The 22,107-nt window shown below is 32.2% G+C and carries 22 protein-coding genes; 13 read left to right on the top strand and 9 right to left on the bottom strand.

The window, feature by feature from the left end; all coding sequences use genetic code 11:
- Positions 1 to 42 precede the first annotated feature (42 nt).
- The 8 genes from KO527_RS14675 to KO527_RS14640 all read right to left on the bottom strand — a co-directional run bounded on the left by KO527_RS14675 (position 43) and on the right by KO527_RS14640 (position 8,589).
- Positions 43 to 417: a hypothetical protein gene (locus tag KO527_RS14675; protein ID WP_216041033.1), complete on the bottom strand. Its 375-nt coding sequence runs from the start codon at positions 415 to 417 to the stop codon at positions 43 to 45.
- Positions 418 to 541: 124 nt separating this feature from the next.
- Positions 542 to 1,255 (bottom strand): DUF599 domain-containing protein, encoded by a 714-nt coding sequence (locus KO527_RS14670; protein ID WP_216041032.1) that lies wholly within the window; start codon positions 1,253 to 1,255, stop codon positions 542 to 544.
- A 96-nt stretch (positions 1,256 to 1,351) separates the two neighbouring features.
- Positions 1,352 to 1,627: a hypothetical protein gene (locus KO527_RS14665; protein ID WP_216041031.1), complete on the bottom strand. Its 276-nt coding sequence runs from the start codon at positions 1,625 to 1,627 to the stop codon at positions 1,352 to 1,354.
- Positions 1,628 to 1,703: 76 nt separating this feature from the next.
- Positions 1,704 to 2,303 carry an adenylate/guanylate cyclase domain-containing protein gene (locus tag KO527_RS14660; RefSeq protein ID WP_216041030.1) on the bottom strand — a complete coding sequence of 200 codons (600 nt, stop codon included), beginning with the start codon at positions 2,301 to 2,303 and terminating at the stop codon, positions 1,704 to 1,706.
- A 29-nt stretch (positions 2,304 to 2,332) separates the two neighbouring features.
- Positions 2,333 to 2,680 (bottom strand): hypothetical protein, encoded by a 348-nt coding sequence (locus KO527_RS14655; RefSeq protein ID WP_216041029.1) that lies wholly within the window; start codon positions 2,678 to 2,680, stop codon positions 2,333 to 2,335.
- Positions 2,681 to 5,500: a hypothetical protein gene (locus KO527_RS14650; RefSeq protein WP_216041028.1), complete on the bottom strand. Its 2,820-nt coding sequence runs from the start codon at positions 5,498 to 5,500 to the stop codon at positions 2,681 to 2,683.
- A 15-nt stretch (positions 5,501 to 5,515) separates the two neighbouring features.
- The gene (locus KO527_RS14645; protein ID WP_216041027.1) at positions 5,516 to 7,519 is read right to left on the bottom strand and encodes a CsgG/HfaB family protein; all 2,004 of its coding nucleotides are present in this window, start codon (positions 7,517 to 7,519) and stop codon (positions 5,516 to 5,518) included.
- Positions 7,520 to 7,527: 8 nt separating this feature from the next.
- The gene (locus KO527_RS14640; protein WP_216041026.1) at positions 7,528 to 8,589 is read right to left on the bottom strand and encodes a hypothetical protein; all 1,062 of its coding nucleotides are present in this window, start codon (positions 8,587 to 8,589) and stop codon (positions 7,528 to 7,530) included.
- Positions 8,590 to 8,746: 157 nt separating this feature from the next.
- On the opposite strand from KO527_RS14640, the gene KO527_RS14635 reads away from it, so the two are divergent.
- The 10 genes from KO527_RS14635 to KO527_RS14590 are packed head-to-tail and all read left to right on the top strand — an operon-like array spanning position 8,747 to position 18,115.
- Positions 8,747 to 9,196, top strand: a complete 450-nt coding sequence (locus KO527_RS14635; RefSeq protein WP_216041025.1) for an LPP20 family lipoprotein — start codon at positions 8,747 to 8,749, stop codon at positions 9,194 to 9,196.
- A 22-nt stretch (positions 9,197 to 9,218) separates the two neighbouring features.
- Positions 9,219 to 10,487 carry a murein transglycosylase domain-containing protein gene (locus tag KO527_RS14630; RefSeq protein ID WP_216041024.1) on the top strand — a complete coding sequence of 423 codons (1,269 nt, stop codon included), beginning with the start codon at positions 9,219 to 9,221 and terminating at the stop codon, positions 10,485 to 10,487.
- Between the two features lie 12 nt (positions 10,488 to 10,499).
- Positions 10,500 to 11,501, top strand: a complete 1,002-nt coding sequence (locus tag KO527_RS14625) for an LPP20 family lipoprotein (protein ID WP_216041023.1) — start codon at positions 10,500 to 10,502, stop codon at positions 11,499 to 11,501.
- Positions 11,498 to 12,193: a hypothetical protein gene (locus tag KO527_RS14620; RefSeq protein ID WP_216041022.1), complete on the top strand. Its 696-nt coding sequence runs from the start codon at positions 11,498 to 11,500 to the stop codon at positions 12,191 to 12,193. Before KO527_RS14625 ends, KO527_RS14620 begins: the two co-directional genes overlap by 4 nt.
- Positions 12,168 to 12,884 carry a hypothetical protein gene (locus KO527_RS14615; protein ID WP_216041021.1) on the top strand — a complete coding sequence of 239 codons (717 nt, stop codon included), beginning with the start codon at positions 12,168 to 12,170 and terminating at the stop codon, positions 12,882 to 12,884. The genes KO527_RS14620 and KO527_RS14615 overlap by 26 nt, the downstream gene beginning before the upstream one ends.
- A complete protein-coding gene (locus KO527_RS14610) occupies positions 12,868 to 13,665 on the top strand; it encodes an ABC transporter permease (RefSeq protein ID WP_216041020.1) in 798 nt (265 codons plus the stop codon). Before KO527_RS14615 ends, KO527_RS14610 begins: the two co-directional genes overlap by 17 nt.
- Positions 13,662 to 14,318, top strand: a complete 657-nt coding sequence (locus KO527_RS14605; protein WP_216041019.1) for an ATP-binding cassette domain-containing protein — start codon at positions 13,662 to 13,664, stop codon at positions 14,316 to 14,318. The genes KO527_RS14610 and KO527_RS14605 overlap by 4 nt, the downstream gene beginning before the upstream one ends.
- 2 nt (positions 14,319 to 14,320) lie before the next feature.
- Entirely contained in the window at positions 14,321 to 15,328 is a 1,008-nt protein-coding gene (locus tag KO527_RS14600; RefSeq protein WP_216041018.1) for an MlaD family protein, read from the top strand.
- Complete coding sequence (locus KO527_RS14595; protein ID WP_216041017.1) at positions 15,309 to 17,159, top strand: right-handed parallel beta-helix repeat-containing protein; 1,851 nt, start codon at positions 15,309 to 15,311, stop codon at positions 17,157 to 17,159. Before KO527_RS14600 ends, KO527_RS14595 begins: the two co-directional genes overlap by 20 nt.
- Positions 17,156 to 18,115: an LPP20 family lipoprotein gene (locus KO527_RS14590; protein ID WP_216041016.1), complete on the top strand. Its 960-nt coding sequence runs from the start codon at positions 17,156 to 17,158 to the stop codon at positions 18,113 to 18,115. The genes KO527_RS14595 and KO527_RS14590 overlap by 4 nt, the downstream gene beginning before the upstream one ends.
- Here the strand turns inward: KO527_RS14590 and KO527_RS14585 are convergent.
- Positions 18,112 to 19,008, bottom strand: a complete 897-nt coding sequence (locus tag KO527_RS14585) for a cation diffusion facilitator family transporter (protein WP_216041015.1) — start codon at positions 19,006 to 19,008, stop codon at positions 18,112 to 18,114. The two genes, KO527_RS14590 and KO527_RS14585, sit on opposite strands and share 4 nt — an antisense overlap.
- Before the next feature lie 157 nt (positions 19,009 to 19,165).
- Between KO527_RS14585 and KO527_RS14580 the strand changes: the two genes are divergently transcribed.
- From KO527_RS14580 to KO527_RS14570, 3 genes are all read left to right on the top strand, one after another.
- Positions 19,166 to 20,380, top strand: a complete 1,215-nt coding sequence (locus KO527_RS14580; protein ID WP_216041014.1) for a Xaa-Pro peptidase family protein — start codon at positions 19,166 to 19,168, stop codon at positions 20,378 to 20,380.
- 244 nt (positions 20,381 to 20,624) lie between these two features.
- The gene (locus KO527_RS14575; protein ID WP_216041013.1) at positions 20,625 to 21,890 is read left to right on the top strand and encodes a tetratricopeptide repeat protein; all 1,266 of its coding nucleotides are present in this window, start codon (positions 20,625 to 20,627) and stop codon (positions 21,888 to 21,890) included.
- Between the two features lie 14 nt (positions 21,891 to 21,904).
- The coding region (locus KO527_RS14570; protein WP_216041012.1) for a hypothetical protein at positions 21,905 to 22,107 on the top strand (203 nt) is incomplete at its 3' end.

Here is a 22,107-nt window from a genome sequence, read left to right as displayed (position 1 = left end):
TTGAAAGTTATGGTTTGTTTAAAATTTATGAGGTAAAAATGATTAAGCTATCGGAGGGCGATGTTCTGGTGCTATGTGTTCAGAGTTAAATAATACTCTTAAATTTTGTAGTGAGAGAGGATTAAGTACAATATCCGTATTGTTTAAAACAAGAGGTAAAAAAATCCCTGTATGGCAACTGTAACAATGAGAACAATCTTTTTGTTCATCAAGTTCTTGGGAAATAGATTGGTGTTCAACATTATGAAGTTTGTGATCTCCATTTTCTATGCAATGAGAATCTAACTCTGCTTGTTGAACTAAAAGTTGGGAGGTTTGGTTAAGCTTTTCATTATGGTGTTGCACATCAATGAAATCCAGCAAAGGCTGGCACATTAATAACATCACTAATAAAAATAATAACCTATTTTTTAACATCTAAAAAATATATACCCAAAAAATTAATTAAAACAAAGAAAAAATAACATATAAAATTTCATTTCTCAATGTATTTATAAGTTATTAAAAGTGCTAAGTAATTGAAACTATATAACAAAACATATTACTTTTCATTGAGTTCTTGCTTAAGGTACTCTTTAGCTCTTGTCATTGCTCTGACGGCTTTTGATTTAAATTCACGTCTATATAAAGTATAAGAAACAAATATACTTGCTAAAATGAATAAAACAGGATGAAAGAACCAACAAATCGCTGCTAAAGAAAAATAATAAGATCGCAGTCCATAATTATAAGAATGCGCGGCTTGATCTTGCACTATAGCCATTTCAACGGCATATTTTTGTAAGTGCTTTTTATGAGCTGTTAAATCTATTGGTGCAGCGCCTATCATCACATTGACAAAACCATACTGCCTCATAGACCAAGTGAATTGAAAAAATGCCAATACAAATATAAAAGCGAGTAAACTTAATTTAATTTGTATTGTGAAATGATTGGCATTCAGCGCAAAAGGTAAAGAAGCGATAATTGATTCAAGTCGTTCTACTTGAGCAAAAAGAGTTAATACACCAGCTAAAATAATGAGGGTTGTTGAAGCAAAAAAAGCAATGTTTCGCTCTAGATTTGCTAGAAGCGCAGCATCGCCCACTCTGATGTCACGATTCATGAGTTCTTTCATCCAATGAATACGGTGTTGATGTAAACTTCGCGCGATACAATCAGTTGTTTTTGCTTTTTTACGTGCAAAATAAGTATAACCAGACCAGCAAAAAATAAAGCAGCATAATGCTAAAACATCTAATAATGAAAACAACATAATTTGAATTTATTCACAAGAAAGTATGATATTTAAGTGTACAAATTATCTTTATAAAATTATAGTGTTGAAAAGATTAAATAACATAATTATCAATTAAGATATCTTAATTCGTGTTGTTTTCATTATTTCCATTTCAAAACCAGCAATCACTTCTGTTGTAGGATAATAAGTAATATTAACGACTGCACCCTTTAAACTTTTGTACTTCTGTTTTCTATTATATTTGAAAGGTACATCACACCCCTGCACCATAACCGTATTATGGACCCATTCTGGTGTTTCACGTTGCACATGCGAAAGTACTTTTTGATTCTCACTGTGGATTAACTGTTTATGTTTGGATAATAACTTGTCCATTTCTTTTGTCATAAGATCACTTGATAAGTTAAATGAACCTATTATTTTAGACTAAATTAAGAAAAAAAAAACAGCAACTGAAATTTAATCATTTAGCTTTAATTGAATAAGCTTCCAATGAAATCCCTGAAATTTTAAATCGAACATGTTCTGCGGTAAATGAGTCAGGATTACTGATATTATCAAATGCTTTTTGGGATACAAGTATCTCATTTTTGTGTGCGATATCTTCGCCCAATTTACTTGCACAATTTACAGCATCACCAAATACATCACCATCATCAGTACATAAATAGCGACCGTAATCTATCCCCGTTGAGACACAAATATCCCATTGTTTTGAAGATGCCTGATTAATCTCATCAAGTTGGTTATTGATATCAATTGCTGTTTTAATTGCATCTTCGGCGCTTTGAAATGAAGCAAATACATTATCTGCTACAAACTTGACTAAAGTACCTGAGTTTTTTGATATCAATGGTTTTACTGTACATCTCATTTTTTCTATCATAGCTAAATAATAAACGATGCCATATCTTTGCGTTACTAAAGAAAACCCCGACATATCCATTATTAATATATAACCACTTACACCATATTTTGCCCAAATCACTTCTTCTATTTCTGATTTATTATCATCATCAGATTGGTGAAAGTAATCACCTAATAATGTTTGTAATTCTTTCATTTTATTGCCCCTACTTATTCTAAATAAGGTTAGAAATATTTCAGTCGTTCTTTATATACAGCGTTAACTAAATCAATTTCAGCCCCTTCTTTTACAGATTGAACCAATGCATTAATAATCTCATTTTTAAAAGCACTTGATAAAAAAAACTGTTTTATTGCAAGTAGCTGCCTTTTACATGCAATCGGTGCATATTTTATGGCCTCAGAAGGGGAGCTTACTTTTACAAACTCAATGCCTTTTTGGATAACACATTTTTCATACACTTTTTTAATTTTGTTATATTCAGGGGTTTTAGTCATTTTATTTGCTTGAGATAAATCGTTTGCATATAAATGACTTGTTATAAATAATAAAAAAACTATATATAATTTCATTTATGTTCCTTCTATTTTAGGTAATGTTTTGTATAACACAGGAAGGGATAACTTGCTTTGTAGCTTATCTTTATCAATTGCCATCACTTTATAACAATAATGAGTATCAGGCTTTATAGTTGAATCTAGATATACATCTTCAGCTGAGTTAACATTAGTAATTTTTCTCATACTTGAACAACTGCTATTTGTACTTCTAAATATGTGATACTGACTAATATCTTTATTGGTTGATAATTGCCAAAAAAGCATTAAACCTGTAGTGTCTTTTTCTATGCTTAACCCTTTAATTGTTTCTGGAATACGTTTAGTTGTCGCGCTAATAACGTGTGAAAATGCACCGCTCACAGAATATTTGTTAAATGTTACAACTTTATACTCATATTGTGTGCCATCAGTTAAATCGCTAAAGGTATCTCCATCGTCTAAATAGTTGTCTTTATTTAGATTTGATATCTTTTCTATTTCCTCAAATTCTCCTTTGGAATTTTTACGGTATAGTATGTACCCTTTATTGTCTTGATCAGTAGAGCGTAACCAAGACAGTTGCACACTTTTAACTAAACCACTTTTAGCTTTAAATTCTTGAGGGGGTAATGGTAGGGCTTTGGTTGTTCCTACTACGATATTTGAAAACTGCGTTTCGATAAACTTATCAAATGCTGTTATTTTATATTCATATTCGGAGCCTTCTTTTAATCTCTTTTTATCAACATCTCTATATGTGGCAAGTGTTGGTTCTTCTAATGTTTTAATTAACTGCCATTTGGTTTTATTTTTATCTTTTGAATAAAGTTTATAGCCAGTTATGTTTTTCTTAGGCTCCCAGGAAAGTATTATTGTTCTCAATAAGTGTTGTTGTTTAACTTTAAGATTTAGTTTTAAAGGACTTAAAATTTCATGGGTCGATGAACTGTTACTTTCTAATCCATCTAAATCAATAGCGGTGAGTTTATAAAACGTTTTGGCATAGACCTTTAAATTTGTATCTTGGAATTGGGTGTCTGTACTCTTTGCTATATTTTGCCATGGCTCATTATTCCACTTTCTAAATACACGATAGTGTTTTATATCGGTTTCTGGATTTGGGTTCCAAGTGATTTTTATTGCATTTTCTGATGCTGATAACGCAATATTAGAGGGGGATTCAGGTAAAGGTTTAGTGATAATGCTTTGAGTTTCAGTTAATTTACCATCAGTAGAAAATATATTTCTAGCGGCAATCGCATAATGATAATTCTGCCCATCTTTTAAGGGCCTGATACTGCCATCGGTATAATTACTAGATTGATAGTTTTCAACAAATGCAATCTCAGTTAAACGAGTATCATCTGTAAGTTGGCCTTCATGGCGGTAAATAGCGTAACCAGAAATATCACTGTCAATGATGGGTTGCCACGTTATATTTACTTTTTTAACTAAGTTCCCTTTTGCACTAAATTGATTTGGCGCTTCAGATAGCGGTTTTGTTGATATATGTATTTGCTCTGACTTTGGTGATTCAGTAAACTTATCAATCAAGGAAATGGCATACAGATAGGTTTGCCCATCTTCTAAGCCAACTTTATCTTGATATTGCGTTTTAGTGAGATCTGATAATGTTTTTACAACTTGCCATTCATTTGATGTTTGTTTTTTCCGATAAATTTTATAACCTGTTCCTAAATTCGCCTTGTCCCATATAAGATTTGTAGCTCGTAAATATTGTTTATTGTCGGTCGTTAATTTAATTAGACTCGGTGTTGTAAAACTAATTACTTCGGAGCGTTTACTTTCCCCTTGCTCACTGAATGCGGTAACAGATACTGAATACGCATTATTTGGGATAAAGTTTTTATCTAAAACAATAGAATAATTTAATGTTTTATCTTTATTAATCGAATGTACTTTTAACCAAGTGCTATCGGCTTGTTTTTGATAAAAATGATATCCCAATACACCTTGATTATTCAATTGAGGAATAAAGTCAATTTTAATGCCGTTAACTAAACTACTTTGGCTCATAATTGTTGGCGGAGACAAACTTATATCTACTTTTATATTGTTAGTTGACGATTGTGCGCTGACTGTTTTAGTTCCTTTTATTTCTCTCCCATCCTCTAATACTAGGTCTAACCTATAAAAATAGCTGCCGCTGACTTCATCTTCAAATTGTGTCTCTTCAATACTTGAAACAAACTCAAAAGGCCCTTCTTGTGATGAACCTCTATATACATTTGTGTATAAAACTGAAATATCTGTACTAATATTCCAATTTATTTGGATACCAGAGTTACTGGTACTTGCAGTTAAATCCAAAATATAGTCAAGCGCAGTGACTTCATCGGTAAATGAATTACTTTGTAAAGCTGATTCTATTAGAGTTAATTCAATCACTTTGGCTAACTGCTTTGAGCGTTGAAGAATGTCACCTCTACCATTATATGACTCTTGCCAGGTCTGGCTTACTCGATTATTAGATATATCGATAAGTTTGATATTAACAGTGACTAAACTTCCAGTTTTGTCTATTTCACCGGTCAGAACAAAATTAACACCAAGTTCTAAACCATAAGACATCACCTTATTTGTATCAGCAACTTGCGCCCCGCCAATACGATACAGAATGGCTTCCATATCTCTTCGAGACATGACAGAAATGGATTGAGATTTATCAAGTTCAGTTTCTAAAGAGAATAGCAAATCTGCATCTGCACCTATTGCATCCATGCTAATAGGTGTTAAGTTAAATAATGCAATTGAACTTCGTGTATCTGCGATTGTAATTTTACAGAAAATTAATAATCCGATTAAAACAAATTTAATCCATAAGTGTTTCATTGTTTAACCTTAAGATTAATTAAATCTATGATTCTCAATAATGGATTGTAAGTATTTATTAGATTGACTTGTAATTGGAGAACCGACAGATGCTTTGAGTTTTTCATCGAAAACCGCATCAACAAATTGCTCTATTGCATTAATATTCTCTTTACGTTTTAATAAAAACTCCTCTCCTTTCTCAAAGTATTTTTTTTCTAAATTTCTTAACGGTTTTAATACTTCTCTAGAAAGCTCTTCTACTACTTCTGTCGCCATTAATTGTAAAAGCTCAGTATCTGTTGGAATTTCTAAAGGATTAAACTTTACGTTTGCATCCTTGATACCTTCATTTGATTGATCTTCTACTATTTTCTTTCTTTCGATTGTTTCTACACGCGTATTTGCACCCGTTGCAACATCAACAATTCTAAAAGATAACTGAATAAAACCGACCTTCTTCATATGTTGTACATCGTATTCTTTTTCTTCATATTTAGGTGTTAATATTTTTGCTTTAGGCGCACTTCTTAAATCTTCTTTTTTTGGATTAGGATTCATCGCTTTCCAATTTAAATAATCAATATTATCAGAGATCTCTTCACCAACTTTATACCGCACTGTTTTTGAACTTTTAGAGTTAGTTGCATCTACTTTATATAGTAAGACGCTGCCCATGATCGCGATATCAATACCATAAATACGGCCCATTTCCTGTGCTGTTGACTCTGAAACAACACCAATTTGACCTAATTTCATTTCTTCTAAAATAGACTTTAAGTTTTCTCTTTCTAAAATATTGATGTCCTTGCTTGCGCTATTGAATAAGTTAGAAATGAGATTGTTAGCTACTAATACACCTGAATCTGCATTATAAGATGGGCTTTTAAAATCAAATACAGCAATGGATTTTTTAACGCGTTCAACAATAGCGTCTTCTACGATTTTTGTTTTTTTAAATAGGTCTTCATAATCAGGGTTAAACTGTGTAATTAAGCGTAAAAGGTACCAAGAAGAACCATATTTTCTTTGTTCAGCCAGTTCCGTTGCTGTGTTATCAATTTTTTGGGATAAAGAGGCTCTAAGTGCGGTTAATTTATTATCTTCATAACCAGAGTTTATATCTTGGGCTTGCTTTAATTTATCAACGCTTTTAGCTAAATAACCTTGAGTCATAAATTGACGGGATTGACTTATCAATGAGTCACTCCATTGAGTTTTAGCAATCTGTTTTAAATCTATGCAAAATGGATTCACGCGCTCATATGAAAGTACTTTCTCACACGAATTGTAGGCCTGCTCCCAATTTAATTGCTCTTTTGCTTGTTCAGCTAATTTTATAAAATACTCTTTGTTGTTCTTTTTATTTGTATTTTCAATTAGTTGTTTGGCTTTTTTATTTGTAGGGTTGATAGTGATTGCTTTTCTTGCGTTCTCTAATACATGCTTAAAATCATCTTTAACAAAAGCATCTGTGGCTTTATTAAAATAAAACCGACTTCCTTGGATTTTTATCTTTTGAATTAATAAGCTTGAGTCTTCATAGTTTGGATAAAGCTTCGTAAGCTTTTTAATTGTAAAGTTTGCTTTAACCCATTCATTATTATTTATATTAGATTTAACATTCTTATGAAGAGTTTTAACTTGAGATAATAATTTAGCTTCATTGCTGGAAATCAATGATTCACTTTGGGAATACAGACTATTTTGAGCATCTATTTTTTTAGCTTTCATAAGCAAAGATTTGGATAAATCTATATTTGATTTATTTAACGGCTGTGATGTTAATACTTGATTAATTTCATTGATTATCTGGCTTGTCGCTTTTTGTTTTGCATTGGCTAAAATCGCTTTATATTGCTCATTTTTCGGCTCTTTTTGTATCGCAAGTTCTAGATATGACACTGCTTCAGAATATTTTTGAGAAGCCATTAATTGCTGGGAAATATCAAATTCTTTTTTTCCTTTATTAGAAGTACTTTGACAACCGATCAATATCGTTATCGCTACTGTAAAAATTAGCCATTTATTTTTAAACATATTAATCCCTAATTTATTCTAAATGTGACATTATTTGAATCAACGCTTATAAGTTCTAATTGATATTCGCTTTTTAAAGGACCAGCCAAAATTTCAGCATGAAGTTGCTCTGGCCATCCTTTATACTTTAATAGGTAATTACTTATCTCATTTTCATACTTCACAATTTCTATATCTAGCATTCCCGAGACACTTTGTTTTAAAGCACTTGAAAATGCTTGTGCTTGTTTATATGAAGCGATATTTTTAAGGTCTAAATAAATTGAACGAGCGATATACTGTTCTTCTTGCCAAAATTTAATTATTTCCTTTTTTAATGTAGACCAAGTTTTACTAATAAGCTGTTTAGATAAGGATTTAATTAATTTTGATTGATTGCTACCGGCTTTTGATGCTTGTACATTTGAACTCGCTATAATTTGTCCATCGCCTTTTCTTTTTACATTAGTGACAACAGATAAGTTATTAGAAACCAGATTGATACCTTGATAATTACTTTGAGTGGTTTGAAAATTCACATCCATCGATATGGTAAAGCCTGCTTGAATTCGCTGACTTTGATCAAAGACTTCAAAACCATTTTTATTGAGCTTAGACGTTAAAATAGATTTTAAATTTGTGCCTGCAGATGGGTTATTTGTATTTACTTCGATAGAAACTCTTGGTTTTCGGCTCCAGCCGTTTACTTTTAAAATTTGTTTAATATCAGATAATAATTCCTGAATATCAACATTCGCTTCAATTTCTACTTCATAAGCGCCAAAATCATTAATTCCTTCAGATAAGATGACATAAGAAGAGATATTACCTGATGAAGAACTATAGATTTTGTCTTGCGCAAATACGAAGTCATTAACCGATGTTCTTGATTGTACAAAAGCACCTGCTACTTGTTCGACAGCTGCACGTTTTGCATTTGTGAGTGCTATATTTCTGGTTTTAGCTTTTTCTCCTTCAACTACATCACTGATCCCCTTTGCCACAATCACTTTAGCTTGAATACTTAAAGGTAATATGAAAAGAAAAAAAAATAAAAACAATTTTAAACGCTTTAGTTGAAATTGAACCATGGTTTTGTATTTCCATATTTAATTTAGAAACAACTATAGTTTAACTACACAAATGTACATTTTTTACTATATTTTCAATTATAGACTAATGTAATGACTTAGCTTATCTAACTTAAATTTAGCGCATGCAAGTAGTAAGAAATACAAAGGAAAAAACATGGTTAATAATGCTTTAACAGTAACTTTACTCAGTGTTTCAATATTTTTTGCCTCATCAAATACTTGTGCATCACAAGTAGCTGGTATCTTGAAAGTGAAAGGTTTTGGTACTGTTGACCCAACTAAAACCTCAAGTGACTTTCAAGCAAAAATGATGGCTAAAAGAGCTGCGCAGTTGGATGCACAGAGACAAATGGCTGAAACAACAAGAGGAATTCAGTTAAGCGCAGGTACAAGCGTTGAAGATTATGAAGTCACAAGCGATGTGATAGCGACTAGGGTTAAGAGCCTGATAAAAGGCGCGTTTATTATTGAGCAAAATGTAAAACCAGAGGAAGGCAGCTTTGTCGCTGAGGTGACATTGGGTTTGTGTCTAACAAACGAATCAAAGATCTGTAAATCAAGAGATTCAATCAAGTTAATAAGTGAATCATTAAATGATAAATAACATTAAGTTAATGGTTTTTTGTATGTTAACTAACCTAGCGATTAACTTTGCGTATGCAACGCCACCAGATTTAACATTTGATGAAATTGATAAGTTACTAGATAAACAATTTAAAGATAAAACAGATCAAATAGATGCAATATATGATGCATATTCAAAAGCGATAGAAGAATCGTTCAAAGGTGCAAGTAAAAAGATATCTGTTAAGTGGCCTGATGATATTCGTCTGCCCTCTAAAAATACCTGGGTGGGATATAGCAAAAATTTAGAAACGCGTTCAGTTATTAATTATGAAAAAGGTGAAGTCATAATAGAAACGAAAGTTGAAAGTGAAGCGCTCAAAGTTGCGAAAGTAAAATTAGATAAAATGGCTAAAACGCTCACATCAAAAAACAATTCTGATATTAATGAATTGGATGTATTCGCAAAAGAATTGAATCAAAACTTAAGAAATAAAGGTATAGATGTAAAGCATTCAAAAGTGGAAAAATTTAATCCATTAAATGCTGTTTTACCAAAAAAGGACGTTATCATAAATATTGCAGTTGAAAAGTTATCAGTTAGTAATCAGGAAAAAAGTAAAGAGATAAATCAAGAAGCATCACAACCAATTAAGATTAATACCCCCTCAACACAAGAAAAAATTATTAATAGCACGCTCAGTAAAGACACCGGTGTGAAATTAGAATTAATAGCAAAGGGTGACGAATCAATTCTTCGTATGTCCATAAAGTTTGTTAACGATTATCAAAAAGTGCTAATGGAACAAAACTTTGATTCTGTAAAACAGTTTTCTAGTCAATATGGCGTTCCTATTTCAATAATCCTTGCAATTGTGGAAACAGAATCTAGCTTTAACCCTAGAGCTGTTTCTGCAGTACCTGCATTTGGCTTAATGCAACTTGTGCCAAAAACAGCCGGAATAGACGCCCATAATTATGCCCATGGCCAAAAGAAGGTGGTATCACCAGAGTATTTATTTGATGAAACGAACAACCTGCAACTAGGTACTGCATATTTTAAACTACTGCAAAGTAGATATCTTCGAAAAATAAAGGACCCTCTATCGAGATTTTATTGTGCTGTAGCAAGTTATAATACTGGTGTCGGTAATCTAGCAAAAACTTTTACAGGAGAAAAAAACCTTTCAAAAGCAGCTAAAACGATAAATCAAATGTCTGCTGAACAAGTCTATAGTCATTTATTGACATACTTACCTGCACAAGAAACAAGAAATTACTTAAAAAAAATCGTTGCTAGAAAATCTAAGTATGCGCACTTTGATAGTTAAAATGGAGCTTAAATGAAAAAATTACTTTTAACATTACTACTTACACATTTAGTTTTAATGAGTGATGCATTAAAAGCAGAAGATGTGATCCAAGGAAGTGAAACCGGCGGTGTAAATTGGACTAAAGGCACCGTATTTGCCAGTGGTTATGGTGTTGCTGGCGAAAACATTCCCAATCGCAAAAAAAGGTTAATGGCAAGAAGAGCTGCACAAGTTGATGCTTATAGAAACTTAGCTGAAATTTTATCGGGTGTCAGAGTGAGCTCGGAAACTACCATTAAAGATTTAGAGGCGCATTCTGACGTTATAAAAACTAAATTAGATGCTGTTGTAAAAGGTGCTTTGATTATCAAAGATATTTATCAAAATGAAGTCGCCCAAGTAGTGATTGAAGTTAAAATGGACGGTAATTTAATTGAAACAATATCAAATAAAAATAATAGAGATACTAAAACTTCCTTTAATTTAATTCCTAAAATTAAAGACACTATTAGCAGAATCTTTAATGGTGAAAATTGGAGGGTTATAAGTAAAGCATATGCTAGGGATAATAATTCATCTGATAATATTGTTACTTTACTAAGAGAGCTACAAGTTAAAATAAAAAAAGAACCTAAAGATGCATTGGATTTTATAGATGCAAAGCTCTTAGCATTCGAAGGCAATACCAGCTTTTCAGGATTATTAATAGATGCGCAAGGCGTTGATGAATTTCAGCTTGCTACCATTCCTAAGCTAAGAACAAAAGATGGTAAGGTTATTTACCCTACCGCTCAAATGCTAAACAGTGAAGCATTTAAAAAACGCCCTGTTTCATATGATTTTGATGTTAATAATGCGGTAGACAATAAACGTGTTGCTTATTCACCTTATATTGTAAAAGCGATAGGAACTTATAAGTCAAGAAACTCCGATCTAGTGGTATCTGATGATGTTGCCACTTTCATTAAATCAAATGCCTATATTGCAAAAACACTCGATAAAGCCAGTGTCATGATAGTTGTAGCTCAATGAGGCAATATTCATTATTGATTATGGTTTTATTACTGAGTCATTTTAAGGTGTTTGCATTTGACTCTTTAAAAGTAGCCATAGTTAAAGCCCAAATAAATGTTGAGGCCGGAGAATTCAAAAAGGCAGAAACTTATTTAGCAAAAGCAACTGTGCACTATCCGAAAAACGATGTTTTATTTGCGCTTTATGGTCAAGCTTTATATGAAAGTAAACAATTTAAAGATGCAGAATTAAAATTTAGACAGGCTTTACAAATCAATCCGCTTAATAGCGTCGCAAAAAGTTATATTGAAGTTATTAGAGCAACAAATAGCGCTACTATCAGTGAGAATGCGAAACAATTTGAAGAAATTTCATTTGATAAGTTAGGTGATTTAGTTGCAATGGCATTTGCATTTCTGCTGGCGTCAGTTATGAATCGATATTTAATGCGTTTTACAGAATGGCGTTTTGAAAGGAAATCAAAAACCTTATTTTTAAAAGGCGATTATGATGATTTTGCCGACCTATTAGAGCTGCAGATCAGTAATAATTCATTAAAACCTTTGCGTCATAGCCTTAATTTTATGCTGCAACATAAATCAACTGATGAAGCGATTAATATTTTAGATTTATACGTCAATACAGAAGACAACTTTCATGTTTTAAAGCGGATGATACAACAAGATGATAAAAAAAATCATTTATCTTAGTTTAATGTTTTTGCTGATATCTTGCTCCTCAAATAATGGTAGTGCGATACCTTTAGAAAATAAAAATAATTTAAAATACTTTTTAGAGAGTAAAAATATTTCAGGTGTTAAAAGACTCAGTAAATACTTCCTTGAAAAAAAACAGTGGCTCGATGCTTATAGATCATATGCTTTTTTATGTCTTAATGATGTGGATATTGATTCATATTGTAATTTAATGTGGGTTACAGTTTTAAAAACACGTAATGAAGCGAAAATATTTGAAGCTGCAGCCATAAACTTTAACCTCTATAAAACACAATATTGGTTTAATGAGCTAACTCAAGTTACAAATAGCCAAAAACAAAGGTTAATTGTAAAACTACTTCAAGATAAGCTGTTAACTGATGCAGAAATAAATGAACTTATCGACTTTCAGGCACATTATGCGCAAGCATTAATGCTTAAAGGCAAAAAAATGTTACATCTACCCTCTTTAATATTGGCATCTGAAATTTATATAAGGTTACAGCAATGGCAGTTAGTAGCTGATGCTTTTGTACTGTCTTCCAGTATTGCTTTAAAAAATAATGAGATGGTAAAAGCAAAAGGATTTTATTATGAGGCCTTAATATATTATGAATTAGCTTTATCACCTTTAAAAATAAAAGAACTTTTATCTTGGGGGCAATTACATGGTTTTACTGGGTAAGCTTGGTCATATTATTATAAGTTTATTTGGTATGCTGCTAGATTTATTTGGCCTTTTAACCCGATCAATTATTATATCTTCAAGTTTATTCTCTGTTAATAAGTTTTCTATATTTTGGGATCTATTTATTAGGCAGATTTATAATACAGGTCTAAAAGCGACTTATATCAATACGGTGATAGCGATATTGATAGGTATTTTAATGATGTCACTGACATATTCTATTCTGGGAGAAAATACGCGTTTTATTGATTATTATGCAAAGTTATTTGTACTTGTCATTGTAAGAGAAATTGGTCCGCTTATATCTGGCATTATATTAATAGCCAGATCAGCAAATGCGGTGACTGCAGAAATAGGCTATTTGAAGCAACATAATCAATTAGAAGTATTAAGTGCGATAAAAATACCTGCTGTATTTTTATTATTACTGCCTGTATTTTATGCTTTTCCCCTATCATTATTATTAATGTTTTTTTACTTCGATTTGGTCTGCATTTTTTCGTCTTGGGTATTAATGTCACTGTTGCAAAATGATTCTGTTACCTTACTTTATTTCCTACAAACAATTTTAGAGCAGATATCACTTAATGAAGTTATCATTAGTGCGTCAAAAGCACTCATTGCAGGACTCTTTATTGGTTTAACTTGTATCTATTATGGTGCATCTGTTAAACCTAAATTCGCTAGTATTTCCAGATCAATTTCAACATCAACAACAAGTCAGCTAATTATTTTATTTACAGTAAATATTGTATTGTCGGTGGTTGCTTATAGATGAAAACGTTACTTGAATTAAAAGGTATACACTTACAGTTTGATAAAAACATAGTGTTCAAAAATTTAAATTTAACAATTAACTATAATGAAATAACAGTCATTAAAACGGGAGTATTAGATGGTGGGACTAGCTTATTAAAAATATGTAACAACACATTAGTAACGCAATATGGCTGTGTAATATATGAAGGATTGATATCAACGAATATAGATAATTCTAAACTTTTTCATACTGTTGGCATGCAATTCGAAAGTGATGGACTACTATCTATGTATACAGTTAAAGAAAACTGTAAGTTGCCTCAAATATTTCATACAAAAATTAAAGACAGTGTTATTGATAACAACGTATTAAGTGTTGCACAAGAATTTGATTTGCATTATTTACTCGATAAATACCCCTATCAGCTTAATGATGTTCAACTGAGGCTTGCAAACTTATTAAGACTACTTTCATCTAAACCAAAGGTCATCTTATTGGATGAAATACAATCTGGTATGTCAGAGCAACTGAGAAAGGGATTATTAATGAAATTAGTCAGATATATTAGAAATAACAATATGAGCATGATTATGACTATAACTGCTGGTGATATGGATAATTTTTCAGATCATAGATTGGAAATTAAAAATTTTAATGTTTCGCGCTATTAATTATGAGTTTTTCTTTACCACAGTCTTTTAAAACAAGCCCACAAGAAAAGCTTGTTGGCTTATTTATCATTTTTGCTTTTTCAGCTTTCATCTATTTAAGTACGATTAAAAATGGGCTTATAACACCAGAGCAGTATTTAGAATTTAAAACCAATGTTAAACAAAGTTTTGGTATCACATTAGGTGCCCCAGTGAAGCTTGCAGGTGTTGATATTGGTAAGGTTACAAGCATTAACCTATTAAAAACTGGCCAAGTTGAAATTTCAATTAGTTTACCCAGTAAGTATGAAAATTTATATAAATCAGATAGCTACTTAAAAATAGATTCTCAATTAGGTTTTGATACTATGTTAATCGGCCAAGGAATGATTTTTATTCCTGGTACTCAATTGAACATACTTAAAGATGGTGAATTTATAAATACGAAAGAGCCACAATCGTTAGCGGATCTGACTAAAGAATTTAATGTTGCAGAATCGTCCAAGAAAATAGGCAAGATAATAGCGAATATTGATAACTTAACATCAAATCTGGTTGAACAAAAGCAGCATATAAATTCAATATTGATTAATGTTGATACGCTTATAACATCATTAATTAAAACTTCGGTTCAAATAGATTCTAGTATTGAAACATTTGATACTAAATTGATTGAAATCAGCGACAAAATATCACCAGTTATCTCTTTGATGGAACTTAGGTTGGTAGATTCAGAGAAAACATTTAAATCGACCACTGAATTTATAAATGAGCTCAAATTATTATCCCGTGAAATTAAACCAAGTATTAAAAAAGTACCTACTACATTAAATCAGCTAGATAATACCCTTTTAGAAATAGAGCTTTTATCTAAAAAAATAAAAAACTCATGGATTTTGGGTTCAAACCCGATGAAGAATGTTAAAAAGCAAGACGGATCTGCAATTCCATACTATAACAATAAAGAGTCAGTCAAAGATTTACTTAAAACCCCCATTCAAGGAGAAATTAGTGAACAGACTAACAAGTAATATTATAATTTCAATTTCGATCTTATTAATACTGTCGGCTTGTTCAGTAAGCAGAAAAGGCACTATAGCAATTACTAAGCCTATTAGAACAATTGAAGATATGACTTCAGGTGAAGATAAGCAGATAAATAAAGAGCAACTGCCCAATGTGATTGCAATCTCAAAGTTTTCAAATTCGACATCAGAATTAGAAGCCCCAAAAATCCTAAGGGCTGTACTTCAAAGTCACTTATCAAATAAAAACTTTAAATTAATACATAATAAGGAAGTAGATCTTAAAAATCATAATGGCAAATTATCAGCCCAACAATTAGCAGACTCATTAGGAGCAGACGCCGTTTTAACTGGTACTGTCACAGATTATGAAAGTTTTTATGCGGGTATTTATGCGCATATAAAACTCGGTGTTAGTTTAGAGCTCATCTCCAAAGACGGCGATCGTATATGGCATATTGATAAAACGATCACATCGCGTGCTGGTGGTGTATCAACAAGCCCGTGGGGTTTATTATTAAATGCAGCATTGGCTGCACTTCATTTAGAAGATAAAAACTTATTTGCAGCAGCTGATGAATTAGGCCGAGAAATATCTAAATCAATGCCAGAACCAGAAGGTTATAAAGGCACCTCCTCACCTGCTATTGAGATGGTTTTACATGATGGTGCAGATAAATGGTTTAAATATGGAGATTCAATTTCCTTAGGGATCAAAGGTGATTCAGGTAATAGAGCAATTATTGAAATTGAAAATATAGGTAGCTTTGATTTAATAGAAAGTGATCCTGGTATTTATACTTCTAAAATTAACGTTGATAAACGATGGCAAGGGATAGAACGTGTTGTCACTGGTAAGCTGATCGATTCAAAAGGTCAAATTTCCCGTAGTATTAGTCCAATGGGGTTAGTTAATTTTGACAATCAAAAACCATCAAACGTAAGTAACTTTAAAGCCGATTTTTCAACGACGGACAATATACACCTTTCATGGAGTGAAGCTCTTGAAAAAGGCATAACTTATCAAGTGACCCGTTCTTCAAACAACTCTAATCAAAAAGTACATTTTGTATCATCCGCATCAGAACTGACTTTGCAAGGGCCATTTAATCCATTTGAAGTAATAAACTTATCTATTATCGCAATAGATAAAGCTAAAAATAAAAGCTTTTCAAATGAAATTGATGTAACGGTTTACCCCATTAAATTACTCGATATCGAAGAATTAAACAATCAGCTCAAAGGAGATTATTTTGGTACATCTGTATTAACAAGAAAGCATAGCCCTTATATCGTTACCGAATATACTCGCTTTATGCCTAACTCTACAATTGTGATAGAACCAGGTGTAAAACTGAAATTTAAAAAAACAGCGACGATTGAAATAAAAGGTAATGCATATTTTTGGGGAAGTAAAAAGAATATTGAATTCTCCAATGAGTCTATGTCATCAGCTTCAAAACAGTATTTAATATTAAATAGTACTAATACAGTTGAAATTGAAGGTTTGTCGCTTATAAATCCAGGGATAGGTATCGGGATAAAAACCGGAGATCCGATTTTAAAAAACCTTAAGTCTACTCAAGCAAAATACTCAGCAATAAATATAAGCGGTAATGCAAATGTGAGTCTGATTAACTGTCAACTTTTTGGTAGTTCTACCAGTGCAATTGTATTGTCAGGTCGCTCTCGTTTAAAAATAAACACATGTAAATTACAAAGCAATAAACCATTTCATATCCAAAACTCATCTAGTTTCGCGGTACAGCTAAAAAGTGTCTCGTTTGATAAATCAGCTTCAAGAGCTGTGTTAGGTAAAATGGAGGTTCATCCATGAAAGCTTATCCATTAATTATTTTTATTTGTTGTTTTGTGAATAATGTAGCTGCAAAAGATGGTAGTTATACTGAGTTTGTAGGCGCAAGTGGTGTTATAGATTGGACAAAATCGAGTGTTGAAGCCATTGGTTATGGTGTCGCTCCTGCAGGTAAAAATCCTAAAGTTTCTCCGTTACTTGCGTGCAGAGCCGCGATAGTGGATGCACAACGTAATTTATTAGAGTCTTTTCAAGGTGTACGAGTGAATTCAACGACCCTTGTTAGTAATTATTCTCTGACGAGTGATATTGTTAAATCAAGTGTTGAGGGAACGGTACAAGGTGCTTTAATCAAATCGAGAGTTAACAGGGCTGATGGTTCTTGTAAAGTTGTTTTGCAAGCGCCACTAAAAGGTAAAATTTCTAAATCCATTTATGCACAATTAAATAATAAACAAAACTCTGCATTTAATATCAAAATGTTATTTAACGGATTCATGAGATCAGCATATGCAAGCCAAAGTAATAGTTCTGCGCAAGATTTATTAAAACAAATAGAAATATTAACTAAGAGAGTGTCTGATATTGAAGCACTTCTGGATGAAAAACCTGAATTAAAAGCCTCACAGAGTATTAATGAAATCTCTGGTATCGTAATTGATGTGAGAGGCAGTGATTTTATACCTTCACTTGATCCTAAAATCAGAAGAAGTAGTGGCGATATCCTATATCCAAATGAAAAAAATATCAGTGAGATTATAGATAGTGGACAACTAGTGTCTCTTTTTGCTTCAGAGGTCGAATTTGCAATGGATCACCCTATTGTGGGCGACTCGCCTTTATTAATAAAGGCGAATAAAATATGGAACAACAACAATTCTGAGATCATGTTAAATAATCAGGATGCTCAAAAGCTGATTTATTTAACAAAAAATAATATGTTAAAAGATACCGGGGTTATTATTGTATTAGATTAAGCAAATGCACCATTACAGCCATGTGCTTCAATTTGTAATACACATTGAGCAACATTGAATTGGTTTTTTAATAGAGATTCTACCTCTAAACGGCATATTTCATCATGTTTTTCTAACGTACAAGCGTGTTTTAAAACAATATGCACACCGACAGATATTTCTTTATTTTCACTTTTTATAATTAAATTATGAATATTATCGACATGATCTAGCTTCAATAAGGCTTTTTCTATTTTTTTAACTGAAGGTAAGCGTACCCCACAAAAGAATAAACCAACGATACACTTATGAACGAGTTTCAAACCTGTCACTAATACAAATATAGAAATTATCATACTCGAGATAGAATCTGCAGCTAACCAACCTGTATAATGAATCACAATACTCGTTATGAAGGTAATGACTGTAGATAGTAAATCAAAAAAAGTATGCAGGAAAACAGCGTATACGTTAATGCTATCTTTTCTACCTCGATATAAGACAAAAGCGGAAACACCGTGAAATAAGAATCCAAGAGCAGAAATTGAAGACATAATAAAAGTATTTACTTCTAAACCTACGTGATGTTCATGCTCTAATAAACGCTCAGAGCCTTGCAGTAAAATAAAGCCACTTATTAATAGATACAAACAACCATTAATTAAGCCCCCAGAAAGTTCAGCTTTACGGTATCCATCGCTAAAAGTAGTAGCAAGTTTTATTGCAAGAGCTGACGCAATTAAAGCGATAAATAATGAACTATTATGGACAAACAAATGACCAGCATCTGCATATACAGCCAGAGAATTAGCATAAAAAGCACCTATGATTTGTATTATCATGAAAGTGCAGGTGATGGCTAGTGCTGTTAATAAACGTCTTTGAGAAGATTTATGGGTTGTAATATCTGTCATTTAAAAAATATATAATGTTATATAGTCGCAATTGTATCCTTCGTTACAATTAAAAGCACTTTAATTTTCAATTATTACAGTTAAACACTTAGCTTATCTTCATTTTTTGATATCTACATGGTACATTTTACATATTGTATGCAATTGAGAACTTAACATGACATTAGGCGTAGGCGGCTCTTCGATAGAGCAAGAGCTAAATAAATTGTCAGATATGACTAAAGATATTGTTTCAATATCTCAAAAAGAATTTGAAGCACGTATAAATAAAGCACAAAAGCTAATGCGTGAACAAAATATAAAAGCTATGTATCTAGATGCTGGCACTAATTTATATTATTTTACAGGGTTGAAATGGTATAAAAGTGAAAGACTTGTAGGTGCTATTTTGCCAGCGCAAGGTGAATTAGAGTTCATCGCACCACATTTTGAAGAAGGCTCATTAAGAGATCATATGCTTATTCAGGGTCATTTTAATGGTTGGCACGAGCATGAAAGCCCGTATGCCCTATTTGCAAACACTTTAAATAAAATGGGGATCTCCTCAGGTAAAATTGCTATTGATGAGTCTGCAGCATTTTTTGTTTTTGATGGCATCAGAAAAGCTGCATCACATTATGAATATGTTAATGGTTCAGAAGTGAGTGCTTTATGTAGACAAATAAAATCAAAATCTGAAATTGCACTAATGCAACGTGCAAAAGATATGACAATTGAAGTACACAAAGCTGCCGCTAGGATTTTACATCCAGGCATAACAACATTGGAAGTAACGCAATTTATAAATGAAGCGCATAAACGAGTCGGTGCAACAGGTTCTTCTTTTTGCATCGTGCTATTTGGTTTAGCCACTTCATTCCCTCATGGTGTTAAAGATCCTCAGACCCTAAAAGAAAATGATTGGGTATTAATAGACACTGGATGTTTATTACATGGTTACAACTCGGATATCACAAGAACATATGCTTATGGAGAAGCAACACCAGAGCAACGAGCTGCTTGGCAGGTTGAAAAAGATGCTCAAATAAATGCCTTTAATGAAGCTAAATTGAATGCATCTTGTGGCAATGTTGATGACGGTGCAAGAACAGTATTAGAGGCTCATGGGTATGGTCCAGACTATCAACTACCAGGCTTACCTCATAGAACGGGTCATGGATGTGGATTAGATATTCATGAATGGCCATATTTAGTTAGAGGAACAGAAACAAAACTTGCAACTGGCATGGTATTTAGTAATGAACCTATGTTAGTGATCCCTGGAAAATTTGGTATTCGCTTAGAAGATCATTTTTATATGGATGAAAATGGACCTGTATGGTTTACAACCCCTTCTCACTCGATAGATGATCCTTTCGGATTAGAAGCTTAAACATGTAAAAAAGCATCATTTTTATGATGCTTTTTTTATTAATTTAAAATCTGCCTAATATTTACAACTATCTAATTTTTATCGTCTATACTTTAATCAAATAAAAGAAAACATTTAGTTTAAAATGTTTTAAATAAAATATAATAATAAATTAAATATCTTAGCTATAACTAAGAAAAATTTCTGTCAGGGAAAACTTGCTCAAAAGATTACGTCCAATTCGGTGCAATCATGGAGATTAGTTATGACAAAAAATTTATATTTGAATTTTAGTTTTTTAATACTGACATTTTTGTGCTTTTCTATTAGTGCAGCTAATACACTCAATAATCCCAGTAACCCATTTAAACTTGCTGATAACAACTCACCAAAAACATTAAATGAGCAAATCACAGACTACGAAAATGCAATTGAAGAACTCGAATCTGCTGAAGGCGTTTATAGTGATAAGTTAGCTCAAGAATTAGCTAATTTAGCCGACATATATCAAAAACAACAAAAGCATGATTTAGCGATCACCACTTTTAATCGTTCTCTTCATTTAAATAGAATTAATGATGGATTATATTCAAAAGCGCAAATTCCCATTTTAGAAAAAATAATACTAAGCTTAAAACAGCAAAAAAAATGGAAACAAGTTCATGAGAAGTACAATTATTTATATTGGCTGCATAATCGTAATTTTGCCGAGCAAGATGAAGGGATGTTACAAGTTTTGGTTAAGTTGGCTAATTGGAATTTAACATCTTACGCCATGAGCTACTCCCCTAGCCCTGCGCAAGATCTATATAATGCACATTACCTATATAAAATGGCGTTAAATATTAGCGAAACAGTTTATGGTGAATTTGATAAGCGCAATATTTATATATTGAATAACAAAATGATAATAAACTATTTTTTTGCAACTTTTGATATTTCAGAGATTAATTCAAACTTAATAGATAATACCGAATATACCACTACAACGAATTATCAAAACCAAATTATTTCACTCAAACGTACCAGCTTTTCAAATGGTAGAGATACAATATTAAATGAAATTGAGATATTGGAAAATCAGACGCAACCTGATTATTTTACTATTTCTACAGTTAAGCTGAAACTTGCTGATTGGTATTTATTATTTGAAAAAAGGCAATCCGCTATGCGTTTATACAATGAAGCTTATCAATTTGCGATGCTAAATGATGCTGGTAATACATTTACTGAAGACTTATTCCAAAAACCAATTGCACTTCCTTATTTACCAAATTTGGCCACTAATACTCGAGAAAACATATCGAAGGATTTATTACTATCAAATACTAAATTCATACAAGCATCTTTTGATGTGACTAAACATGGTCGAGCAAAAAACATAAGGGTTGTTAATTCAAATATGAAAGAAAGCACAAGGTTAAGATCACTTGCATTAAAATCATTGAGACATACGAAATTCAGACCTAAGCTTGTAAAAGGAATACCGATAAAAACCGAACAAATGAAACTACATATCTTTCCGAAATAAATTGGAGTTATATAATGAATACAGCACTTAAATTATTTTGTATGATGACTTTGATTTTTATTCTAGTGGCGTGTAAGTCTACCCAGACGCCTCCGCCTCCAAGTCAGCCGCCTTCGAGTTCGCCACCATCAAGCTCTTCGGCTTCAAAGTCTACACCTACAAAATCGAGTCCCCCTTCTCAATCTCAAAGTAGCTCAAAAAGCCAAAGCCAAAGCCA

This window comes from Pseudoalteromonas sp. C2R02, from assembly GCF_018860845.1.
Classification (GTDB): Bacteria; Pseudomonadota; Gammaproteobacteria; order Enterobacterales; family Alteromonadaceae; genus Pseudoalteromonas.
Note: the sequence above shows the minus strand (reverse complement) of the source record. Positions and strands in the feature narration are given on the sequence as shown.